General features: G+C 69.3%; 22 protein-coding genes. 8 read left to right on the top strand and 14 right to left on the bottom strand.

Annotated features, from left to right (window positions below; all coding sequences use genetic code 11):
* Positions 1 to 349: 349 nt before the first annotated feature.
* From KN815_RS16165 to KN815_RS16150, 4 genes are all read left to right on the top strand, one after another.
* The gene (locus KN815_RS16165) at positions 350 to 1,798 is read left to right on the top strand and encodes a 3'-5' exonuclease (RefSeq protein ID WP_253209009.1); all 1,449 of its coding nucleotides are present in this window, start codon (positions 350 to 352) and stop codon (positions 1,796 to 1,798) included.
* Entirely contained in the window at positions 1,798 to 2,082 is a 285-nt protein-coding gene (locus KN815_RS16160) for a hypothetical protein (RefSeq protein WP_216342621.1), read from the top strand. Before KN815_RS16165 ends, KN815_RS16160 begins: the two co-directional genes overlap by 1 nt.
* 170 nt (positions 2,083 to 2,252) lie before the next feature.
* Positions 2,253 to 3,044, top strand: a complete 792-nt coding sequence (locus KN815_RS16155; RefSeq protein WP_216342620.1) for a division plane positioning ATPase MipZ — start codon at positions 2,253 to 2,255, stop codon at positions 3,042 to 3,044.
* On the top strand, positions 3,041 to 3,988 hold the full coding sequence (locus tag KN815_RS16150; protein WP_216342619.1) for a hypothetical protein: 948 nt from the start codon (positions 3,041 to 3,043) through the stop codon (positions 3,986 to 3,988). The genes KN815_RS16155 and KN815_RS16150 overlap by 4 nt, the downstream gene beginning before the upstream one ends.
* 68 nt (positions 3,989 to 4,056) lie before the next feature.
* Here the strand turns inward: KN815_RS16150 and KN815_RS16145 are convergent, their stop codons facing one another.
* The 13 genes from KN815_RS16145 to KN815_RS16085 all read right to left on the bottom strand — a co-directional run bounded on the left by KN815_RS16145 (position 4,057) and on the right by KN815_RS16085 (position 9,883).
* Positions 4,057 to 4,509, bottom strand: a complete 453-nt coding sequence (locus KN815_RS16145) for an NUDIX domain-containing protein (RefSeq protein WP_216342618.1) — start codon at positions 4,507 to 4,509, stop codon at positions 4,057 to 4,059.
* Positions 4,510 to 4,584: 75 nt separating this feature from the next.
* Positions 4,585 to 4,776, bottom strand: coding sequence for a hypothetical protein (locus KN815_RS16140; protein ID WP_216342617.1), 192 nt, complete (start codon positions 4,774 to 4,776; stop codon positions 4,585 to 4,587).
* 51 nt (positions 4,777 to 4,827) lie between these two features.
* The gene (gene kilB / locus KN815_RS16135) at positions 4,828 to 5,271 is read right to left on the bottom strand and encodes a plasmid transfer protein KilB (RefSeq protein WP_216342616.1); all 444 of its coding nucleotides are present in this window, start codon (positions 5,269 to 5,271) and stop codon (positions 4,828 to 4,830) included.
* 78 nt (positions 5,272 to 5,349) lie between these two features.
* A complete protein-coding gene (locus KN815_RS16130) occupies positions 5,350 to 5,922 on the bottom strand; it encodes a hypothetical protein (protein WP_216342615.1) in 573 nt (190 codons plus the stop codon).
* Positions 5,919 to 6,383 (bottom strand): hypothetical protein, encoded by a 465-nt coding sequence (locus KN815_RS16125; protein ID WP_216342614.1) that lies wholly within the window; start codon positions 6,381 to 6,383, stop codon positions 5,919 to 5,921. The genes KN815_RS16130 and KN815_RS16125 overlap by 4 nt, the downstream gene beginning before the upstream one ends.
* Entirely contained in the window at positions 6,373 to 6,651 is a 279-nt protein-coding gene (locus tag KN815_RS16120) for a MerR family transcriptional regulator (protein WP_216342613.1), read from the bottom strand. The genes KN815_RS16125 and KN815_RS16120 overlap by 11 nt, the downstream gene beginning before the upstream one ends.
* A gap of 25 nt (positions 6,652 to 6,676) precedes the next feature.
* Complete coding sequence (locus tag KN815_RS16115) at positions 6,677 to 7,336, bottom strand: hypothetical protein (RefSeq protein ID WP_216342612.1); 660 nt, start codon at positions 7,334 to 7,336, stop codon at positions 6,677 to 6,679.
* Positions 7,337 to 7,368: 32 nt separating this feature from the next.
* A complete protein-coding gene (locus KN815_RS16110) occupies positions 7,369 to 7,791 on the bottom strand; it encodes a DUF4326 domain-containing protein (protein ID WP_308403654.1) in 423 nt (140 codons plus the stop codon).
* A complete protein-coding gene (locus KN815_RS16105; protein ID WP_216342611.1) occupies positions 7,788 to 8,129 on the bottom strand; it encodes a hypothetical protein in 342 nt (113 codons plus the stop codon). The genes KN815_RS16110 and KN815_RS16105 overlap by 4 nt, the downstream gene beginning before the upstream one ends.
* Positions 8,126 to 8,431: a hypothetical protein gene (locus KN815_RS16100; RefSeq protein ID WP_216342610.1), complete on the bottom strand. Its 306-nt coding sequence runs from the start codon at positions 8,429 to 8,431 to the stop codon at positions 8,126 to 8,128. The genes KN815_RS16105 and KN815_RS16100 overlap by 4 nt, the downstream gene beginning before the upstream one ends.
* Positions 8,421 to 8,768 (bottom strand): DUF5999 family protein, encoded by a 348-nt coding sequence (locus KN815_RS16095; RefSeq protein ID WP_216342609.1) that lies wholly within the window; start codon positions 8,766 to 8,768, stop codon positions 8,421 to 8,423. Before KN815_RS16095 ends, KN815_RS16100 begins: the two co-directional genes overlap by 11 nt.
* Positions 8,768 to 9,262 (bottom strand): hypothetical protein, encoded by a 495-nt coding sequence (locus KN815_RS16090; protein ID WP_216342608.1) that lies wholly within the window; start codon positions 9,260 to 9,262, stop codon positions 8,768 to 8,770. The genes KN815_RS16095 and KN815_RS16090 overlap by 1 nt, the downstream gene beginning before the upstream one ends.
* Before the next feature lie 303 nt (positions 9,263 to 9,565).
* Positions 9,566 to 9,883: a hypothetical protein gene (locus KN815_RS16085; RefSeq protein ID WP_216342607.1), complete on the bottom strand. Its 318-nt coding sequence runs from the start codon at positions 9,881 to 9,883 to the stop codon at positions 9,566 to 9,568.
* A 248-nt stretch (positions 9,884 to 10,131) separates the two neighbouring features.
* Here KN815_RS16085 and KN815_RS16080 point away from each other — a divergent pair, with 248 nt between their 5' ends.
* The 4 genes from KN815_RS16080 (at position 10,132) to KN815_RS16065 (ending at position 15,359) form a co-directional block, all read left to right on the top strand.
* Complete coding sequence (locus tag KN815_RS16080) at positions 10,132 to 10,308, top strand: ribbon-helix-helix protein (protein WP_216342606.1); 177 nt, start codon at positions 10,132 to 10,134, stop codon at positions 10,306 to 10,308.
* Between the two features lie 72 nt (positions 10,309 to 10,380).
* Positions 10,381 to 12,570 carry a coiled-coil domain-containing protein gene (locus tag KN815_RS16075; RefSeq protein WP_253209008.1) on the top strand — a complete coding sequence of 730 codons (2,190 nt, stop codon included), beginning with the start codon at positions 10,381 to 10,383 and terminating at the stop codon, positions 12,568 to 12,570.
* A 276-nt stretch (positions 12,571 to 12,846) separates the two neighbouring features.
* Positions 12,847 to 14,544 carry a type IV secretory system conjugative DNA transfer family protein gene (locus KN815_RS16070; RefSeq protein ID WP_216342605.1) on the top strand — a complete coding sequence of 566 codons (1,698 nt, stop codon included), beginning with the start codon at positions 12,847 to 12,849 and terminating at the stop codon, positions 14,542 to 14,544.
* Entirely contained in the window at positions 14,544 to 15,359 is an 816-nt protein-coding gene (locus tag KN815_RS16065) for a hypothetical protein (protein WP_216342604.1), read from the top strand. Before KN815_RS16070 ends, KN815_RS16065 begins: the two co-directional genes overlap by 1 nt.
* Before the next feature lie 65 nt (positions 15,360 to 15,424).
* On the opposite strand, the gene KN815_RS16060 is transcribed toward KN815_RS16065, so the two are convergent.
* Positions 15,425 to 15,796 (bottom strand): hypothetical protein, encoded by a 372-nt coding sequence (locus KN815_RS16060; RefSeq protein WP_216342603.1) that lies wholly within the window; start codon positions 15,794 to 15,796, stop codon positions 15,425 to 15,427.
* Positions 15,797 to 15,927 lie beyond the last annotated feature (131 nt).

The raw sequence follows: 15,927 nt of genomic DNA, 5'->3' as shown, positions 1-15,927 counted from the left end.
GCGTCTCCGAGGAGCCGTTGCGGGAGCTGCGCGAGCGAGGGCTGGTCGGGGCCGGGCTCGTCCTGGGCGAGTCGGAGCGAGCGCTGCGCGACCAGATCGCCGAGCGGCTGTACCCGGTACCGCGGATCGTCCGCGAGGCTCTCGCACACTACGGCCCCGCCGCCGAGTGATCGCCCGACCGGGCGATAAATTAATGGAGATCCATTCAAGAAAGCGCGGCCCGCGCGTGTAGTAATAACGGCCAGATTTCTCCGCCCACTCATTTGATCGAAATGTTTAAGAAGGTGCCTGAGTGGGTTTATGAATGCTACGGTCTAAATTCCCCTTGACGCACTTTCAGGAGGCAGGAGTGAGTACCACCACGGCGGCGGTGGCGGAGCAGATTCCGCCCAGCCGGACGGAGCCGGACCCGGCCCGGGTCGCCAAGGGCGAGCCCCGGGCCCACATCGGCGGTGTGCCGGTCTACGGCTGGGGACAGGCTCCGCCCTACCTTCGAACGCAGACCCAACTCGGGGAGGACCGCCTCAAGCTCAAGGAGGGCCAGGCTCCGCTCGCGTACCTGCGGCTGCGCAAGGTCGGGGATGTACCGCTGTACGACCCGGCGGGCGCGGTGAAGATGAAGCCGCTCGGGGCGGCGGCCAAGGCGAAGATGGCGGCGCGGCGGACGTGTCCGAAGTGCGGCAAGGTCCGTAAGCAGGTCGTGCGGGGCAAGGAGTGCACGGTCTGCCGGGCCAAGGCGTACGAGGAACAGCGCCGGCGGGAGGCGCGGACCTGCTGGGGGTGCCGGGAGGTCTTCGAGCGACGGCTGCCGGCAGCGCATCACCGATGCGGGGAATGCCGCAGCAAGCAGCTAGCCGAGCTGCGAGAGAAGGCGGCTGCGTGGGTCGAGGAGGTCACCGTCTGCGCCGGGGACGGCTGCATGGTGAAGCTGGTGACGAAGACGGAGGCGCGGGCCTTCCAGAAGAGTCAGGGCAAAGGGAGGTCCTGGTGGTATCGGGCCGAGCACTGGGCTCGCCGGTGTCCTTCCTGCACCGAGGCCGAGGAGCGCCGCCAGGCCGAGCAGCGCGCGGAGTACGAACGCCGTGAGCAGGAACGGCGGGAGGCCGAGCGCCAGGAGGCCGAGGAGCGGCAGCGCTGGGCCGCGGCCGCGCTCGTCGACCCCGACGTCGTGGTGCTGGACACCGAGACCACCGGCCTGCACGCCGAGGCCCGCATCATCGAGATCGCGGTGCTCAGCAGCCGTGGGGAGGTCCTCCTCGACACGCTTCTGGACCCGGGTGAACCGGTGCCGGGCGACGCCGCGGACATCCACGGGATCACGAGCGATCTGGTCGCCGGGGCGCCGACGTTCTCAAGCATCGCCGTGCGGCTGACGGAACTGCTCGACCACAAGCGGGTGCTGATCTACAACAAGTGGTTCGACGTCGCCCGGCTAGGGCATGAGCTGACGCTCCACTACCTCGACCGCGCTGCGCGAGATGCCGCTGAGGAGACCGCGCGCACGGGCACCGCGCCGGACGACGTCCGGGAGCAGGCGCTGGCCCTGGCCGGGAAGCAAGCGGCGGCCTGGCTGGATGCCATGACGTTCGAGGACGTGATGATCCCGTACTCGGACTGGGTGGGGGACTACAGCGAATACCACGGATCCAACCGCTGGCAGCCCCTGGATGGCGGCCACAGGGCGGCGGAGGACTGCCGTGCGGTGCTCTCCTGTCTCCGGGCCATGGGACGCGCACACGCGGACGACTACGCCGCGGCGGCCATCGGGGCCGACGCGATGAGTGAAGGGACAGACTGATGGTGCAGCTACGGGTGATGACGCCCGACAAGGAGCGCGGGGAGGATGTCCTGGCGGTACTGCTGCCGCTGCTACAGGCGTGTACGGCTCTGCGGGTGAGTGAGCCGACCCCGCTCACGCACCGCGGCGACGGGCTCCGCGTGGTCCTGGACGTGCAGCTCGCGGGGGTGCCAACGGTGCGGGTCGAGCGGGAAGACGGGCCTGCTGCGGGCCGCACGCGCACGGGCCGGGGCGGCGCTCCAGCTCGTCGTCAACGTCGTCCGGCTCTACCGCCGGGAGGATGACACAGGGATTGTCGAGGGCGTTGCCGTCCTCGTCCGCGGGCAGCCTCGGTACCGTGCCACGGTGTGGGGCGTCCGTCATATCAGCGGTTCGTCACGCGCCCGCCGGAGGCAGACCCGGCGGGCGCGTCTTCGTACAGCCACAACCCCGTTGACGACAAGGGAGATCCCGAGTGGCCAGGAGCGACGTTACCGTCCCCAACCAGCAACAACCTCCGCCCCCGGGACCGGACGGCGACGAGGGCGACGTCACGGTGATGGCATGCCTCAAGGGCGGCTCCACCAAGACGACCACCACCAATTACCTCGCTTTCGTGCGGGCGCTCCGCCGTAAGCGCCGGGCCGGGAAGGGCCGGCCGGTCAAGGTCCTCGACGCGGATACCGTCAGCCAGACCACCTATCGCTGGGCGAAGAAGTTCAAGGAGGCGGAGGCTCGGCGGGCCGAGGCCCGCAACGAGCAGCCGCAGTCTTACCCCCTCGATGTCGAGCGGTACCCCTTCGAGGACCTGGACGAGTACATCGCGGAGCTGCGCTCCGAGGGCTACGACGTGTACGCGGACATCGGTGGCGGAAACGTGCAGTTGTTCCACAAGTCGCTGCGCCATGCCGACCGCCTGCTGGTGCCGCTCTCGCCCTCTGAGTTCGATTTCGACCGGGTGGATCCGACGTTCTCGGAGGCGTCCACGGTCTTCGACGAGCATGCGCGCGACGGCTTCGAGACCTACGTTCTGCTGTCCCGCAAGATCAGCGACAAGCAGTCACGGGAGTGCCGCGATGAACTGGCCAAGCTGCGCTTCCGTGACGAGCCGCTGACGGTGCTGAACACCGAGGTCGAGCAGCTCATCGAGTACACCCGCCAGCTCGGCAAGATCCCGCAGAACCTGGACGAGTACACGGATGTCTGGGACGAGATCATGCGGCGGGAGGCAGCGAAGCGGGCGGCGCTGACGGAGGTGGCCGGGTGACGACGACAGATGTTGCCGTGCCCGGCCAGGCCGGTGAGCTGAAGTCGGTCAAGCAGCTCGACAGCGATGAAGAGGCCGCGGTCCGGCTGCGCCGTGCTCGCCGGGTGATGAAGAAGCCGCAGCAGTTGGCCGGCCTCGACCCCGCCGAGCAGCTCCAGGAGTGCCTCACGGTCCTGCATGCGGCCGAGGCCAAGCGCGAGGGCACCGTCAAGGAGGCCCAGCTAAAAGCGGGAGCGGTCTTCTTCGACACCGCGGGCCCGTATCTGATGTGGATACGGGACAACTCCCTGTACTGCCTGGACGACCCGGGCAGGACCTTCGAGCGGTGGCTGGCCATGATCTGGGGCTACAGCCCCAGCCAGTGCTACCTGTTCATGGACGCCGTACGGGTTCGTATCGCCCTCGGCCTGGCAGGCAGCGATGAGTACGCCTACCGGGGGACGGTGCTCACCACCAAGCACATCCGGGCCCTGGCGCCGGCCGTCAACGCGGAGCTGGCAGCCGAGGACGTACAGCATCTGTGGGCCGATACCGAGGCCCGTGACGGCAAGGTGACCGAGGAGGGCCTGCGAGAGGCGTACCGCCAGCTCACGGCCGCAAAATCGGCTCCGGACGTCAGCACGGCCGAGACCACGACCAGCACGACCGCCACTGATTCGAACACTTCGTTCGATTCCTCCGACCGGTCGGAGGAATCGAACGCAGATCCGAATGCGGAGCGGTTGGCGCGGTGGGAGGTCAACCAGGAACTGTCCGCGATCCATGCGGAGCTGGAGCGCCTTCAGGGGCGGTACAGCCTGCTCACGGACAGGGGGCTCGCTCCGCTGGATGCGGCGGACGCGGTGCGGGAGGCCAAGCAGATCCGGGCGCTGGGCCGCTGGTTCAACCAGCATGGAACGGTGCCGGTGGACGCGGTCGTGGACGCGGAGATCGTGGAGAACTGAGTCCGCGCACACCATAGGGAAGGCCCTCACCACCATCGTGGTGAGGGCCTTCCCCTGCGGTCCGGTGGTCAGTGGGTGATGGACTTCCGCCATGCGGCGGTCACGATCGCGTGGTGGTCGAACGCGAGGTTTTCGGCTCGGTCGGCCAGGACCGCGGCCATCGGTACCCACTGGACGGCGGCCGCGTCGGTGTCGGCCTTGGCAGTGGTGCCGGAGGGCACGGTCACCAGGTAGGCCCTCGTGATGTACCGGCCGCGGGGGTCACGACCGGGGGCGTCGAAGGTGCCGACCCGGATCAAGTCCTCGGCCGCGACGCGAACGCCCGTCTCCTCGCGGAGCTCGCGCACGGCAGCGGCCCGGCGGTTCTCGTCGTCGGGATCTACGTACCCTCCCGGGAGGGCCAGCCGTCCCTTGTAGGGCGGCCAGCCCCGTTCGATCAGCAGAACCTCATTGCCGCCGCGGATACACACCACGTCAACGGTGAGCTGGACTTTCTCGGTGTTCTCGGTGTTCTCGGTCATGAAGCCTCTCCTGTCCGGGGCCGCGCGGTGGCGGCCCCGGGATCGAGATCGAAGATGTCCGTTCGGAGCACGCTTTCAGCTACGGCGGCGGCCGAACCAGCCGCGCTCCTCGGCCCGGTCGATCATCGTGTTCAGGTCGTTGTGGAACGCTGCCTCGCGCTGCTTGTCCCCGGTCTGCCGGGCCTCGCGCGCGGCCTCGGTGGCCATTTCCATGCCCTGGGAGAGGTCGCTGTCGCTGCTGTCACGCCAGTCGTAGGTGTTCGACATGGTTCATTCCTCCGGTGTGTGAGTGATGTGTGCGTTGGTGGTGGGTGGTGCTCAGAGGGTGCGGACGGCGGCGTCCAGCAGAGCGGCGTGCGCCCGCCGGGCGGTGTCCCCCGCCGTGTCGACGGCTGCCCGGTCCTCGGACGGGGCATCACCGAGGGCGGTGGAGGCGGTGACCAAGTCGGCCGCCAGGGCGACGAGGTCCTCGTTCGCGCCGGAGAGCTGGACTGAGGCCAGGGCCTTGGTCATGGCCGTTCGGGCCTCGTAGCGGACCCTCCGGGTCTCGTGGGTGTCGGTCTGTCCCCCGCGCCGTGCGACGTGCTTCAGGTACTGCTCGCGCCGGTGATCGGCGGCGTTGCCTAAGAGCCGGGCAACGGCATCCGTGCGGGTCTGCCGGTCCCGGTCGCGCCGGGCGGACAGGCTCACCAGGTGCTGCATTCCTCCGGCGACTATGGCGCCGAGGAGGGTTCCGGCGACGGCGACGATCGTCGTTTCCATACGGTCCGTCCGTTCGAGTTGGTTCGGGCAGGGGGCAGGTTGGTCGTGGCCAACCTGCGGTTGATCGGGTTCGGGGCTTCAGCCGACACCGGGGAAGGGGTCCGGGCCCTTGAGCAGGGCCGCGTCCCTCATCTGGCCAACGAGTCCCGGGTCGGCCTCGGGCAGGCGAGCCTCGGGGGCCGGGGGCGCGGTCTCGCCCGGGTCCCCGGCCTCCTTGGTGTCCGTGATAATGCGCAGGATCAGGCCCAGCGGGCTGTCGTGGTCCTCGGGCGTCAGCTTCTCCACCCACTTCTCCACCACGCGCAGGGCCAGTTCCTTGCGGAACTCGGCGCCCTGGACCGGATGGTTGAGGCGGTCGAGCAGGTCCGTGAGCATGTCCACGACGGGCTTGCGGGCCTCGTCCATCTGCCGGTCGAACTCGGCCTGCTGCCCGCGCAGCCGGGCGCCGGCCTCCCGCAGCTCGCGCACCAGTTGGGCGTTCAGTGCGTGCTCTTCGTCGCGCTGCTTCAGGTAGTCCGCGGACTGGGCCTTCCACATGGCCACGTCGTCCTTCGCCTCCCGCATCTGGTGCTCCAGGAAGGGGACGTTGCGGGCCTTGGCGGCCTGGGCCTCGTAGTACCGCGCGGTCTCGGCGGTGATGATTCGGATCACTTCGTGTTCTCCTCGGTGTTGGACTCGTGGCAGGTACACAGGGGGTCGTAGAGGGTGCCGCGTCCGGTGTGGCCGGATCCGCCGCACTCGGCGCACGCGGCGCTGGCCCCGGGGTCGAGGCCCCAGCGGTGCCCGCACGCCGTGCAGCGGGCGCAGTCGACGGCGTCGTCGGTGCCGGGGATCGGGAGGCCGAACTCCTCGGCGCCGGGGGTCTTGCACAGCGGGCAGGTGATGACGATGGCCAGCGCGATGCGGCACTTCTGGCAGGTGACCCTGTAGTAGTCCCCGTCGTGCACCAGGCGCTCGATGGTGGGCAGCGGGGAGACGAGGCAGGCCAGGGTGAGGTGCTTCTGGTCTCCGGCGGACCGTGCGGCGTGCACCGTGCCGTCCGGCTCGATCGCGCGGCGCTGGTGCGTCTCGTACGTGATCCTGCTGGTCGCCTGCGGATCGTCAGTGGTCATGGCGGTGCTCCTGGTCCTTGTCGGGGTCGGCGGGATGGGTAGCCGGGTGCTGTCGGGGGCCGGACTTGCGGTGGCGGTAGGCGAAGAGGCTGTCCAGCTCGATGAGCCGGTTCCTGCCCTCGTGCTGCACGGGCAGGACGCCGTCCTCGATGAGCCGCACCACCTGGCGGTGCTCGATGCCGAGGAGTCCGGCGGCGACGCGGGGCGTGACGGTCCACTCCGGGCCGAACGTCACCATCTGCGCCCCCTGGCGGTGCTGCGGGTTCATCAGTCCTCCTCCCGTCCGGCCGGGCTCACGTGCGGTCGCGGTTGGTGTGGTCGGGGAGTTCGGGCAGTCCGGCCTCCCGCAGGGCGGCCGGGTCGTACGTGCGGGGGTCGAGCTGCTCGCGGTGCTCGACGGCCTGGGCGAACATCAGGCCGTAGGCCAGGGCCTGGGCGCGGATGTCGCGCTGGACGTGGGCGCCTTCGATCCGGGTGTAGGAGTCGAGGCGGGCCAGGGCCAGCTCGTGCTCGCGGTCCTCGCGGGCCTTCCTGGCCGCGCGCCAGTGCCGGGCGGAGGTGAGGTAGACCAGCACGGTGGCGACGAGCCAGATCAGCGCGGCCAGGGCCCACGACTCGGTGTAGGCGGCCGGGCCGATCGCGGCGAAGGCGCCGGCGGCGGTGAACGCCACGGCGGTGGTGACCGGTTCGCTGTTGCGGTGGACGGCGGACACGCACGCGGCGGCGAACGCCCCGCCGGACAGGGCCACCATCAGCGCGGCGTCGCCGATGCTGTGGGCGGCTCCCTGCTCGTGCCAGATCCGGGCCAGGGCCAGGGCGGTGGAGGTGGTGATGACAGGGACCACACGACCGGAGTAGGCCACCAGCAGGGTCACGCCGTTGTGCTGGACCTGCGGCGGCGGCGCGAGCGGGTGGGATCCGTACTGCATGGGCGGCTGGCTGGGGGGTGTCACGGCTGGGTCTCCGTCCGGGACGCGGGAGTCGGTCAGGGGTGGGGGAGGGCGTCGGCCCGCTCGGCCAGCACCCGGGCGTGGCAGGGCTGGCCCGGTGCGCACCAGCAGCCCAGCCGCTTGCCCCGCAGGGCGGGCAGGTGCCTGGCGAGCAGCTCGGGATGCGCATCGAGCCATGCCTGGTAGCGGGCGACGCACCGGGCGGCGTCGCCATCGCGGCCGACGCGGAACGGGTTGGCGAGCGGGTGGCCGTACAGGCGCCAGCCGCCCTTGAACTGGGGGCGGCCGACGTAGACGACATCGGCGTATGCCGGGTCATCCCGGTGGCCGTGCAGGTCCACCACCGTGGTGGGCCCGACGACCACGGGCACGGAGGCCGGCCCCGGGACCGGGCCCGCCGCGGTGGCGGGCCCGGACTCGGAGTCCTCGGCGAACAGCCCCAACTGGTCGCCGTTCACGAGCGCTTCCAGTAGTCGAGTTCGTAGGCGTACAGCAGGGCGAGCGGGATCACGCCCGTACCGGTGGTGCCGCCGTCCTCCACGACCAGGTGCTCGGGGCCGAGCCGGTGCGTCAGGTACAGGACGGCAGGCAGTTGGGGGTCGGCCTCGGTCCGGCGGGTCCACACCTGGCCGGGCTCCGCGAGGATGACCGGGTCGTCCTCGGCGATGCCCTGCTCGACCAGGTCGAGCGCGGTGTTGGGGTCGAGCAGGGCGCGGACGACCAGTTGGTGTACGCGGGTGTTCGTCCACTGGGCGGCGGCCTGGGCACTGCCCAGCAGGTGAGCGAGCCTGGTCACAGGAACGCCCCCCTCGGGGCGCGGCCGCGCAGCAGTCGCCACCCCGCGTACACCGCGGCGACGACGAGCCAGACGCTGTACGCCGCTGTGATCGCGGCGTACTTGACGCTGGTCACCACCACGGCGCCGAGCGACGCCTGCAACTTCGAGCCCACCAGACTCGCCACGGCCCCGTACACGAGCCCGGCCACCTCGGCGGAGGTCATCGTGCCCAGTCCCTGCCGCCAGGCCCACACGGCGGCCAGGACGGCCGCGAGCAGGGCGAGGATGGCGGCCACCTGGGCGCGTTCGTCACGCCTCACGAGCGGCCTCCGTCTCGGGCAGGACGGTGAACGACGGGTAATCGGGGGCCTTGATCGACAGGACGATCCCGTTGCACAGGTACGTGAACTGGGCGTCCTCGTAGACCACGACGGCCTTCTGGCGGTCCGGTGCGTCGGTCGGCGGGCAGGCCGGGCTGTGGGTGCAGCCCTGGCGGGCCTGCCTGAGCGCGGCGGTCCGCTCGGAGGCGGCCATCTGCTTGTTCTCCGCGCTGATGGCGCGGCGGCTGCGCATGGTGGCGGTGACGTCCTCGACCACACAGACGACGCCGAGGACTTCGCCCCACCAGGTGCGCACGGTGTGGAACAGGCGCCTCATCACGCGCCCTCCCCACGAGCTTCGAGGAGCCGTTGGACGGTCTGCTCGTCGACCGCGAGCGCCTGGGCGACCCGGGTCTCGGAGTAGCCGCTGGCGGCCAGCTCACCGGCCATACGGGCCCATTCGGCGGCCCGGTCCTGGGGCTCGATGTAGTCCGCGCCGACCGCCGTGCGGCGGTCGATCGCCTGGATCCACGCGATCCCCACGGCGATGATCTGCACCAGCTCGGCGCGGAGCAGGTACGGGTCGGTCTCGGCGAATGCCTCGCCGCACTCCTCCATGAGGATGCGACGCCAGGTCAGTTGACCTTGGTCGGCTGCCTCCTGGCAGGCGGCACGCAGGACGTGCGCCATCTTCACCAGGAACGCTCCGCCGGTCCCATCGGGGTGGTTCTGCTCGCCGAAGAGCAGGTCCTGGCGGACACGCTCGGCGTCGACCTCGGCGAGCAGCGGCGCTATGCCGGGGGTGATGTACGGGGTGATGCTGTGCGACATGACTGCGTCTCCGTGACGGGAGGAACGGGTACTGCGGGCCGCCCTCGGCGGGGCGGCCCGCAGTGGCCCTAGCGGCCGATGAACCGGAAGACAGGGCCCGCAGGAGGCGGGCACGGGGGCCTCGGCCCCACATCCGGCGGGTTGGTCCCGCCCTTCTCCCGCTGGGGCAGCGGTTCCTTGGTGTTGCTCATCGGCGCACCGGCCCCGTCTGGCCGTGGCGCTGAAGATCGGCCATGGCCTTCTTGCGGTCGGCCTCGGCCTTCGCAGCGGCCGCCGCGGCGGCGTCGGCCTTCTCCTTCTGATTCATGCCGCCACCCCCACGCTGATCCGCTCGGTGCTGGCGACCCCGCCGACGAGCACGTCCTCCGGCTCGGGCTCGGGCTCGTAGCCCTTGCGCTCGTCCTCGTCCCAGATGTCATCGATGACACCGGCCGTAGCAGGGGAGGTGATGCACTCCCAGCAGTGGACGGTGATCAACTGACTTCCGGCACGGACTTTCACGGCCTTGAAACCGCCACAGCAGGCGAGCGCGGGCGCCGGACTGACCGGGGCGGGTTCGGGGCTGGTGGTATTGCTGACCTTCGTGACCAGGGCGCGGCGGCGCCTGGGAAGATAAGGCATGGAGATCCCTCTTCGGTGAGACGTACAGGGGTTTCCGAAACCGGCCCGCTACGGCCGGTGAGAGAGGGCCGGGGCCGCTACGCCCCGGCCCTCTCGCCATTCCAGTAAGCCCTACCGACGCCATCATGTCAACATGTATCGATAGCTGACTTTCCAGCATGCTTACATTAGAGTGAGATCACGATGTCAGCAGAGGGGGAAAGATGGGACTCCGGATAACGCTGGAACCACCCAAAGGGAGATCCCGAGTGTCGGATGAGCAGGCAAAAGAGGGCGCGGCAGACGACGAGCTGGTCCTCATCTCCGCTCGCGTACGCAAGGCCACGCGGAAGCGGGCTCGCGTGTTCTGCGCCGAGCGGGACCTCAGCATGCAGGACCTGATCGACAGGGCTCTCAACGAGTACATCGACCGGCACGCAACCTGATGAAAAGAAGACGGCCCCAGCGGTGATTTGGGCACCGCCGAGGCCGGATCGACGCAGAGATAAGGAGCTCGCATGCGTCTGTTCCAGAATACTTCTGGAATGCATCCATCCTGGTCAGCGGCAGGAACCAGTCATGAGTTTGACTGGTCCTCCACCGTTGACCGGGCACTGTCCGGCACGCCTGCCTGGGTCCTCACGGTCAGCGCCGCTGTCGTGGTCCTGGTGTGGCTCGGCATGGTCGGCCTGGCGGCCCGCACCGCCTGGCGGGCGTCCGAGCGGGCCCGCAAGCGGGCGGCTGAGGAGCATAAGGCCGCGGTCGAAGCTGGCCGGGAGCCGGAAAGCGAACGGCCATCGCTGCCCAAGCGCCTGTACGTCATGGCGCTGTGCTCCATGTCCGTCTCGTTGTACGGAATGTGGGGTTTCGCCCGGGAGACGGCTCATCTCCCCGAGCCGTTCGCGGTCGGCTTCGTGTCGGCCTTCGACGTCACGGAGCTGATCCTGTTCACCCTGCTCTACAAGCGGGCGGACAAGGGTTGGACCACTCAGTTGCGGCTGATGCATAACCTGGCATGGGCTCTGGTCGGCGTGAGTGCTACGGCCAACTGGATTCACGCGCCCAACGCCGCGAGCAAGCCGTTCATGGCGATCATGCCGGTCGTCGCGGCTCTTGTGATCGAGCTGGAGTTCCGGGCGGTCATGAAGGGGGCGGAGGTCCTCGACACCGAGGCGAAGCCCGGCCCGGTCAAGCTCGTTGGTCTGCTGTGGACCAAGGGATGGGCGGCCCTTTTCGCGGGCCTCGACATCGACCCGTCCAGCAAGGGCGGGCAGATCTACCGGGCGGCCCTGGCGAAGAAGGCCGGCAAGAAGTTGTTCCGGCTGCGGACCCTGCTGGACGCGCACGAAAAGCTCATCGCCAACAGGGAGGCCAAGCAGCGACACCTCACCGCGGCGGTCAAGGAGCTGGAGCAGGCGCGCAAGGCGTCCACCACGGCCATGGACCGGGCCGATTTCGCCGTGGACAGCAACCAGGCGCTCGCCGTGTTGCGTTCGTTGGGCGGGTGGACCGAGGTGGACGACGTCGCCACGGCCGACTTCAAGCAGCCGCTGGAGATCACGGAGCTCATGGAGCGGGTCGCCATCATGCCCGCGGCGAAGCGGATCGAAGCGGCCGAGCGCGCGGAGGAAGCGGCCGAGAAGGCCGAGCGCGCGGATGCTGCGCGGCAGGAAGCTGTGGACGCGCGGCAGCGCGCGGAAGAGCAGATGCGCGCGGCAGTCGAGGCCAAGAAGGCGGCGGATGCCGCGCGGCAGGACGCGCTGGACGCCCAGGCGGCGGCGGTCGAGGAGACCAAGCTGGCCCAGGCTGAGGCCGAGCGCGCGGAAGCCGCTCGGCAGCGCGCGGAAACTGCGCGGCAGCGCGCGGTAGACCAAATGTCCGATGAGTCCAAAACCGTGGAGCAGCTTCAGAAGCGGGCTGACGAGGAGCAGCAGAGGCTCGACGACGCAGAGGAGAAGCTGCGCGCGGTCCGCCAGACGATCACCGAAGCGGAGTCGGCGAAGAGCTCGACCACGAGCGAGGTCGACGTACTCAAGGACGAGTTGCAGCGGCTCGTCAACGCGCAGCGGGAGGCCGAGGATGCCCGTCGCACCGCTGCCGAGAACGCCCGCCAGGCGGCCATTGACCTTGACGCCCTGCGTGCCGAACTCGGGGAGACTCAGCGCATGGTCAAGGACGCCCACCGGGCCGCCGACCAGGCTGCTGACCTGCATCGCAAGGCAAATAACGAGCTGCGCCTGGCGGACGAGGAGACCAAGCGGGCCAAGGCTGAGGCGGCCGAGGCTCAGGCCCTGCTCGACTCCCTCCGCCCGCAGTTGGCTGACCGGCTGGGCGGCCAGGCCGAGGCGGCGGCCCTCGCCGCGGCGCCGGCCTTCCGCAGCGAGGCCAAGCAGGCCGGGTGGGAGGAGTACATCGGCGCCATCCGCGACGGTCGGGAGCTGCCGACCGCGCAGGAGCTGGCGGTCGCGTACAGCGTCTCCGAGGGCAACGCACGCAACTGGTTGATCGACTTCGGCAAGATCCGGGCCGCGATGATCGCCAACGGCGGTGCGCGGCAGACGGACGACGAAACCGAGCGCTCGGAAAGCTCCCGCGCGCTGCCGAGCGGCGCGCGGCAGGAGCCAAGCGACTACCGCGCGGACGGTCACGAACGTGCCGAGGATGCCGCGCAGACCCGGCCGATCAACGGCCAGCGCCAGCCGGTCTAACTCTGTCCACAGGCAGCCCAGGTAACAGTTCCAAGCGGTTACCGAGCGGCGCGCGGTGTCTGCCGAGCGCCGCGCGGTTCCCGCCGAGCGGGAGCACAGCCGCGCGGCTGCCCGCCGTGCGGGCTGTACGGGCCCAACAGCAAAAAGGCGCGGGTCAGTTGTCCGACCCGCGACGTACGGTGGCGATCTGGTCACTGGTCCGAGGACAACAACGCCCCCGGGGGCAATGGAGTGCCGATCCCGGGGGCTACGGAGACACGAAGAAAAGAGATCGCTATGTCCCGCATCGCACAGACTACGGACACTGCGGCGGACGCCGTGTCCAGAGGGGTGGAAGTCCTCTCCGCCGCGCCCGTTCCGGACGGTGGCACCGGTGACCCCCCGATCATCGAGTTCCTGAACAGCGCCAATGACTTCATGTACGGGTCCGGCGGCATCGCCGTAGGAGCCGCTGCCGTGGCCACCGCTGTCGGTTCGGCCTGGCTGTGGAACATGTACGCGCCGCGGCCCGGGTTCGCCTCCAAGGCGGAGATCCGCAAGGAGATGAGTGCCCGGCACGCGCGGAAGATGGTCGAGCAGACCCGTCCGTCCCTGGTGGGCCGGGCGAAGAGGGTCCCGACCACCGACTACGCCGTTCCGCTGGGGCGCCTGCGCTCGGGCGGCACCCCGGTGGGTATCTGGGGCACCCCGGAACAGAACTACCTGATCCTGGCTCCCTCACGGCAGGGCAAGTCGATCATTCTCAACTCGATGATCTACCGGTGGGCGGGCGCTGTCGTGCACACCTCGTCCAAGGTCGTCGACCACCTGGCCACCAAGGCCCTGCGCGATCTGGTGGGGCCGGTCAACGTCTGGGACCCGCTGGGTCTGTCGGGCGAGCAGCCGGTCAACACCTTCCGGTGGGACCCGATCCGCAACTGCGAGAACCGCGAGGTCGCCATCCAGCGGGCCGCCTACCTGCTGTACGGCGCCAGGGCCAACCCCAGCGCGGGCGTCGATGAGTTTTTCAAGTCCACGGCCTGCGAGGTCCTCGCCCGCTTCATGCACGCGGCGGCCCTGGGCCACAAGACGATGATGGACGTCTACGGCTGGTCGCAGAACCGCGCGGACGGCACCGCCGCGAACATCCTCAAGATGGCCGGTGCCGGGGACTGGGCCGATCTCCTGGTGCAGCGGCAGACCGTCGTCCAGGGCACCGGAGACGGCATCTTCACCACGCTGTCCAACGCGCTGGCTTGGATGGCTAACCCCAAGGTCGCGGCCACTGTGCTGCCCGGACCGGGCGAGCATTTCGATGCCGAGGCGTTCCTGCTGAACCGCGGAACCCTCTACATGATCGGCTCCGACAAGCCGGGCTCCGTGGTCGCCCCGCTGTTCGTGATGTTTGCCGACTACCTGCGGGCGTGTGCAATCGACCTGGGCAACAAGAACGGGTCCGGGAGGATGGACCCGCCAGTCCTGTGGGCCCTGGACGAGATCGCGAACATCATCCCGCTGCCCGTGGACAAGTGGATGCCGGACTCTGGTGGTCGCGGAATCACCCTCGTCATCGTCATCCAGTCCCGTGCCCAGTTGTACGACGTCTGGGGCGAGCAGCGCGGCCGGGTCATCTGGGACGACGCCAACGTCAGGCTCTTCCTGCGCGGTATCGGCGACCGGTCGGTGCGCGAGGACATCAGCGCCATGTGCGGTACCTACGAGAAGAAGCGCAAGACCACCACCACCCGCGACGGCACGTCCTCGTACAGCGAGACCCCCGAGCAGGTGTCGACCATGCGGCAGGACAAGATCTTCAAGCTGGGCAAGCGGGAGAGCCTGGTCATCTTCGCCGGATGCTCGCCGGTCATCACTCACGTCAAGCCCCTGTGGAAGCGCCGGGATGTGAAGAAGCTGACCCGGCAGGCGAAGCTGCCCGGCCAGCGCACTCGTTCCTCCTCCCGCCTGCCCATCAGCCTCGTCAAGGGCGGCCGCTGATGGCAGCCGACAGCGGGAGCAATCTGGCGGCCCAGGTCTTCGCCCTGGCCAAAGATCTGGCCAAGGTGGAGCAGACGGTCGAGCAACTGGGAGAGCGCGGCGACCAGGTGCACGAAGCACTCGCCGCGCTCGACCTCAACCCGGTCCAGGAGGCAATCGACCACCTGGAAGAGCGGACCGCCGGCCTACAGGAGGACGTCGGGTCCCTCGACTCGGTCCAGGAGGGCCTGACAGCCCTGACCCGCTCGGTTGCCCAGATACGCAAAGACCTGGACACCCTCGCCGCGGGAATGGAAGACGAGAAGCTCGCCCTGTGGGACTGGACGGCGATGGACCAGGAACAGGCCAAGGAAGCCTGGGACGTCCTGATCACGTGGGTCCGGAACGTGCTGGCACGCGAATACGGATGGGTTGGCCCGCCAAATGGCGTCTTCGCCGCTGGCGGCTACCAGATCCCTGGCTCCCCGCAGACGCCCCCTCGCATCCCGCCCTGCTGGTACCGGCACCGTGAGGCCGTGTGGGAGCTGTCCTGGCTCTGCCAGGAGTGGCACAAGCTCTACAAGACCTCGTACGGCACTCCCTCCAAGGCGGGGGATTGGTACGACCGGTATGCGCGCGGGGTCAAACAGCGCCTGGTCGCTGCGCTGGACAAGTGCCGTAACGGGCACGTGGACGATTCATGGCTGACCGACCCGAACCACCCCGAGGCACCGCGAGGTATCGACGACGATGAAGCCCTCTCGCATTGGCTGAGCTGGGACTTCAGCCAGCGCAAACCCGCACCCGCTCCGGGGCCCGTAGAAGCCCGCACTTGACCTCGGACAAAAGGCCCCCAGCACCGCGTGCTGGGGGCTTCGTGCTGCCTTCTACGGCCTTCTGGCTACGTTTCCGATGGCAACCACAGAGCGTCTGATCCGGTAACCCATGACAGGGCGTGCTCGATGGCCAGTGTGTACTTCGTCCCGTTGTCCTGGGTGACCTTCCAGAGGGCGGGATCGCTGTTGGCGTACAGGGCCTCGTACGCCCGGCCGTGCTCGGTGCTGGCGTCCATGCCAGTGACCGGCCGGCCGAGTGACGTGCCGGTGATGGGGGAGACGGCCGTCGCGCCCGTCACCCAATTCAGCGCGGCAAGCAGGCCGCGGACGTAGGTCTTGCTCGTGGTGCCGTATCCGTGCTCGGTGACGTACGCGATCATGGCCTTGAGCTCGTCCTGCGGCCGCAGCTCGGGCGGCGTCCACTCCCCGGTACTCAACTCGGCTCACCTCCTGGTTGGCGTACGGCTACGGCCTCTGCTACCGGTCCTGGGGCCAAGGCCAGTCAGCCGGAACGGCCAAGCCCATGTCGCCCCCCGTGACCCACATCAGGGTGTGCTCGACGGCGAGC

Origin of the sequence: Streptomyces niphimycinicus (genome assembly GCF_018883605.1) — a bacterium.
GTDB classification, from domain to species: Bacteria; Actinomycetota; Actinomycetes; order Streptomycetales; family Streptomycetaceae; genus Streptomyces; species Streptomyces niphimycinicus.
Note: the sequence above shows the minus strand (reverse complement) of the source record. Positions and strands in the feature narration are given on the sequence as shown.

Excerpts from the sequence above, each read along its gene's own strand:
- KN815_RS16095 (WP_216342609.1), bottom strand. The coding sequence starts at position 8,768 with ATGAGGCGCCTGTTCCACACCGTGCGCACCTGGTGGGGCGAAGTCCTC.
- KN815_RS16075 (WP_253209008.1), top strand. The coding sequence starts at position 10,381 with ATGCGTCTGTTCCAGAATACTTCTGGAATGCATCCATCCTGGTCAGCG.
- KN815_RS16070 (WP_216342605.1), top strand. The coding sequence starts at position 12,847 with ATGTCCCGCATCGCACAGACTACGGACACTGCGGCGGACGCCGTGTCC.
- KN815_RS16090 (WP_216342608.1), bottom strand. The coding sequence starts at position 9,262 with ATGTCGCACAGCATCACCCCGTACATCACCCCCGGCATAGCGCCGCTG.
- KN815_RS16085 (WP_216342607.1), bottom strand. The coding sequence starts at position 9,883 with ATGCCTTATCTTCCCAGGCGCCGCCGCGCCCTGGTCACGAAGGTCAGC.
- KN815_RS16160 (WP_216342621.1), top strand. The coding sequence starts at position 1,798 with ATGGTGCAGCTACGGGTGATGACGCCCGACAAGGAGCGCGGGGAGGAT.
- KN815_RS16125 (WP_216342614.1), bottom strand. The coding sequence starts at position 6,383 with ATGACCACTGACGATCCGCAGGCGACCAGCAGGATCACGTACGAGACG.
- KN815_RS16120 (WP_216342613.1), bottom strand. The coding sequence starts at position 6,651 with ATGAACCCGCAGCACCGCCAGGGGGCGCAGATGGTGACGTTCGGCCCG.
- KN815_RS16140 (WP_216342617.1), bottom strand. The coding sequence starts at position 4,776 with ATGTCGAACACCTACGACTGGCGTGACAGCAGCGACAGCGACCTCTCC.
- kilB (WP_216342616.1), bottom strand. The coding sequence starts at position 5,271 with ATGGAAACGACGATCGTCGCCGTCGCCGGAACCCTCCTCGGCGCCATA.
- KN815_RS16065 (WP_216342604.1), top strand. The coding sequence starts at position 14,544 with ATGGCAGCCGACAGCGGGAGCAATCTGGCGGCCCAGGTCTTCGCCCTG.
- KN815_RS16145 (WP_216342618.1), bottom strand. The coding sequence starts at position 4,509 with ATGACCGAGAACACCGAGAACACCGAGAAAGTCCAGCTCACCGTTGAC.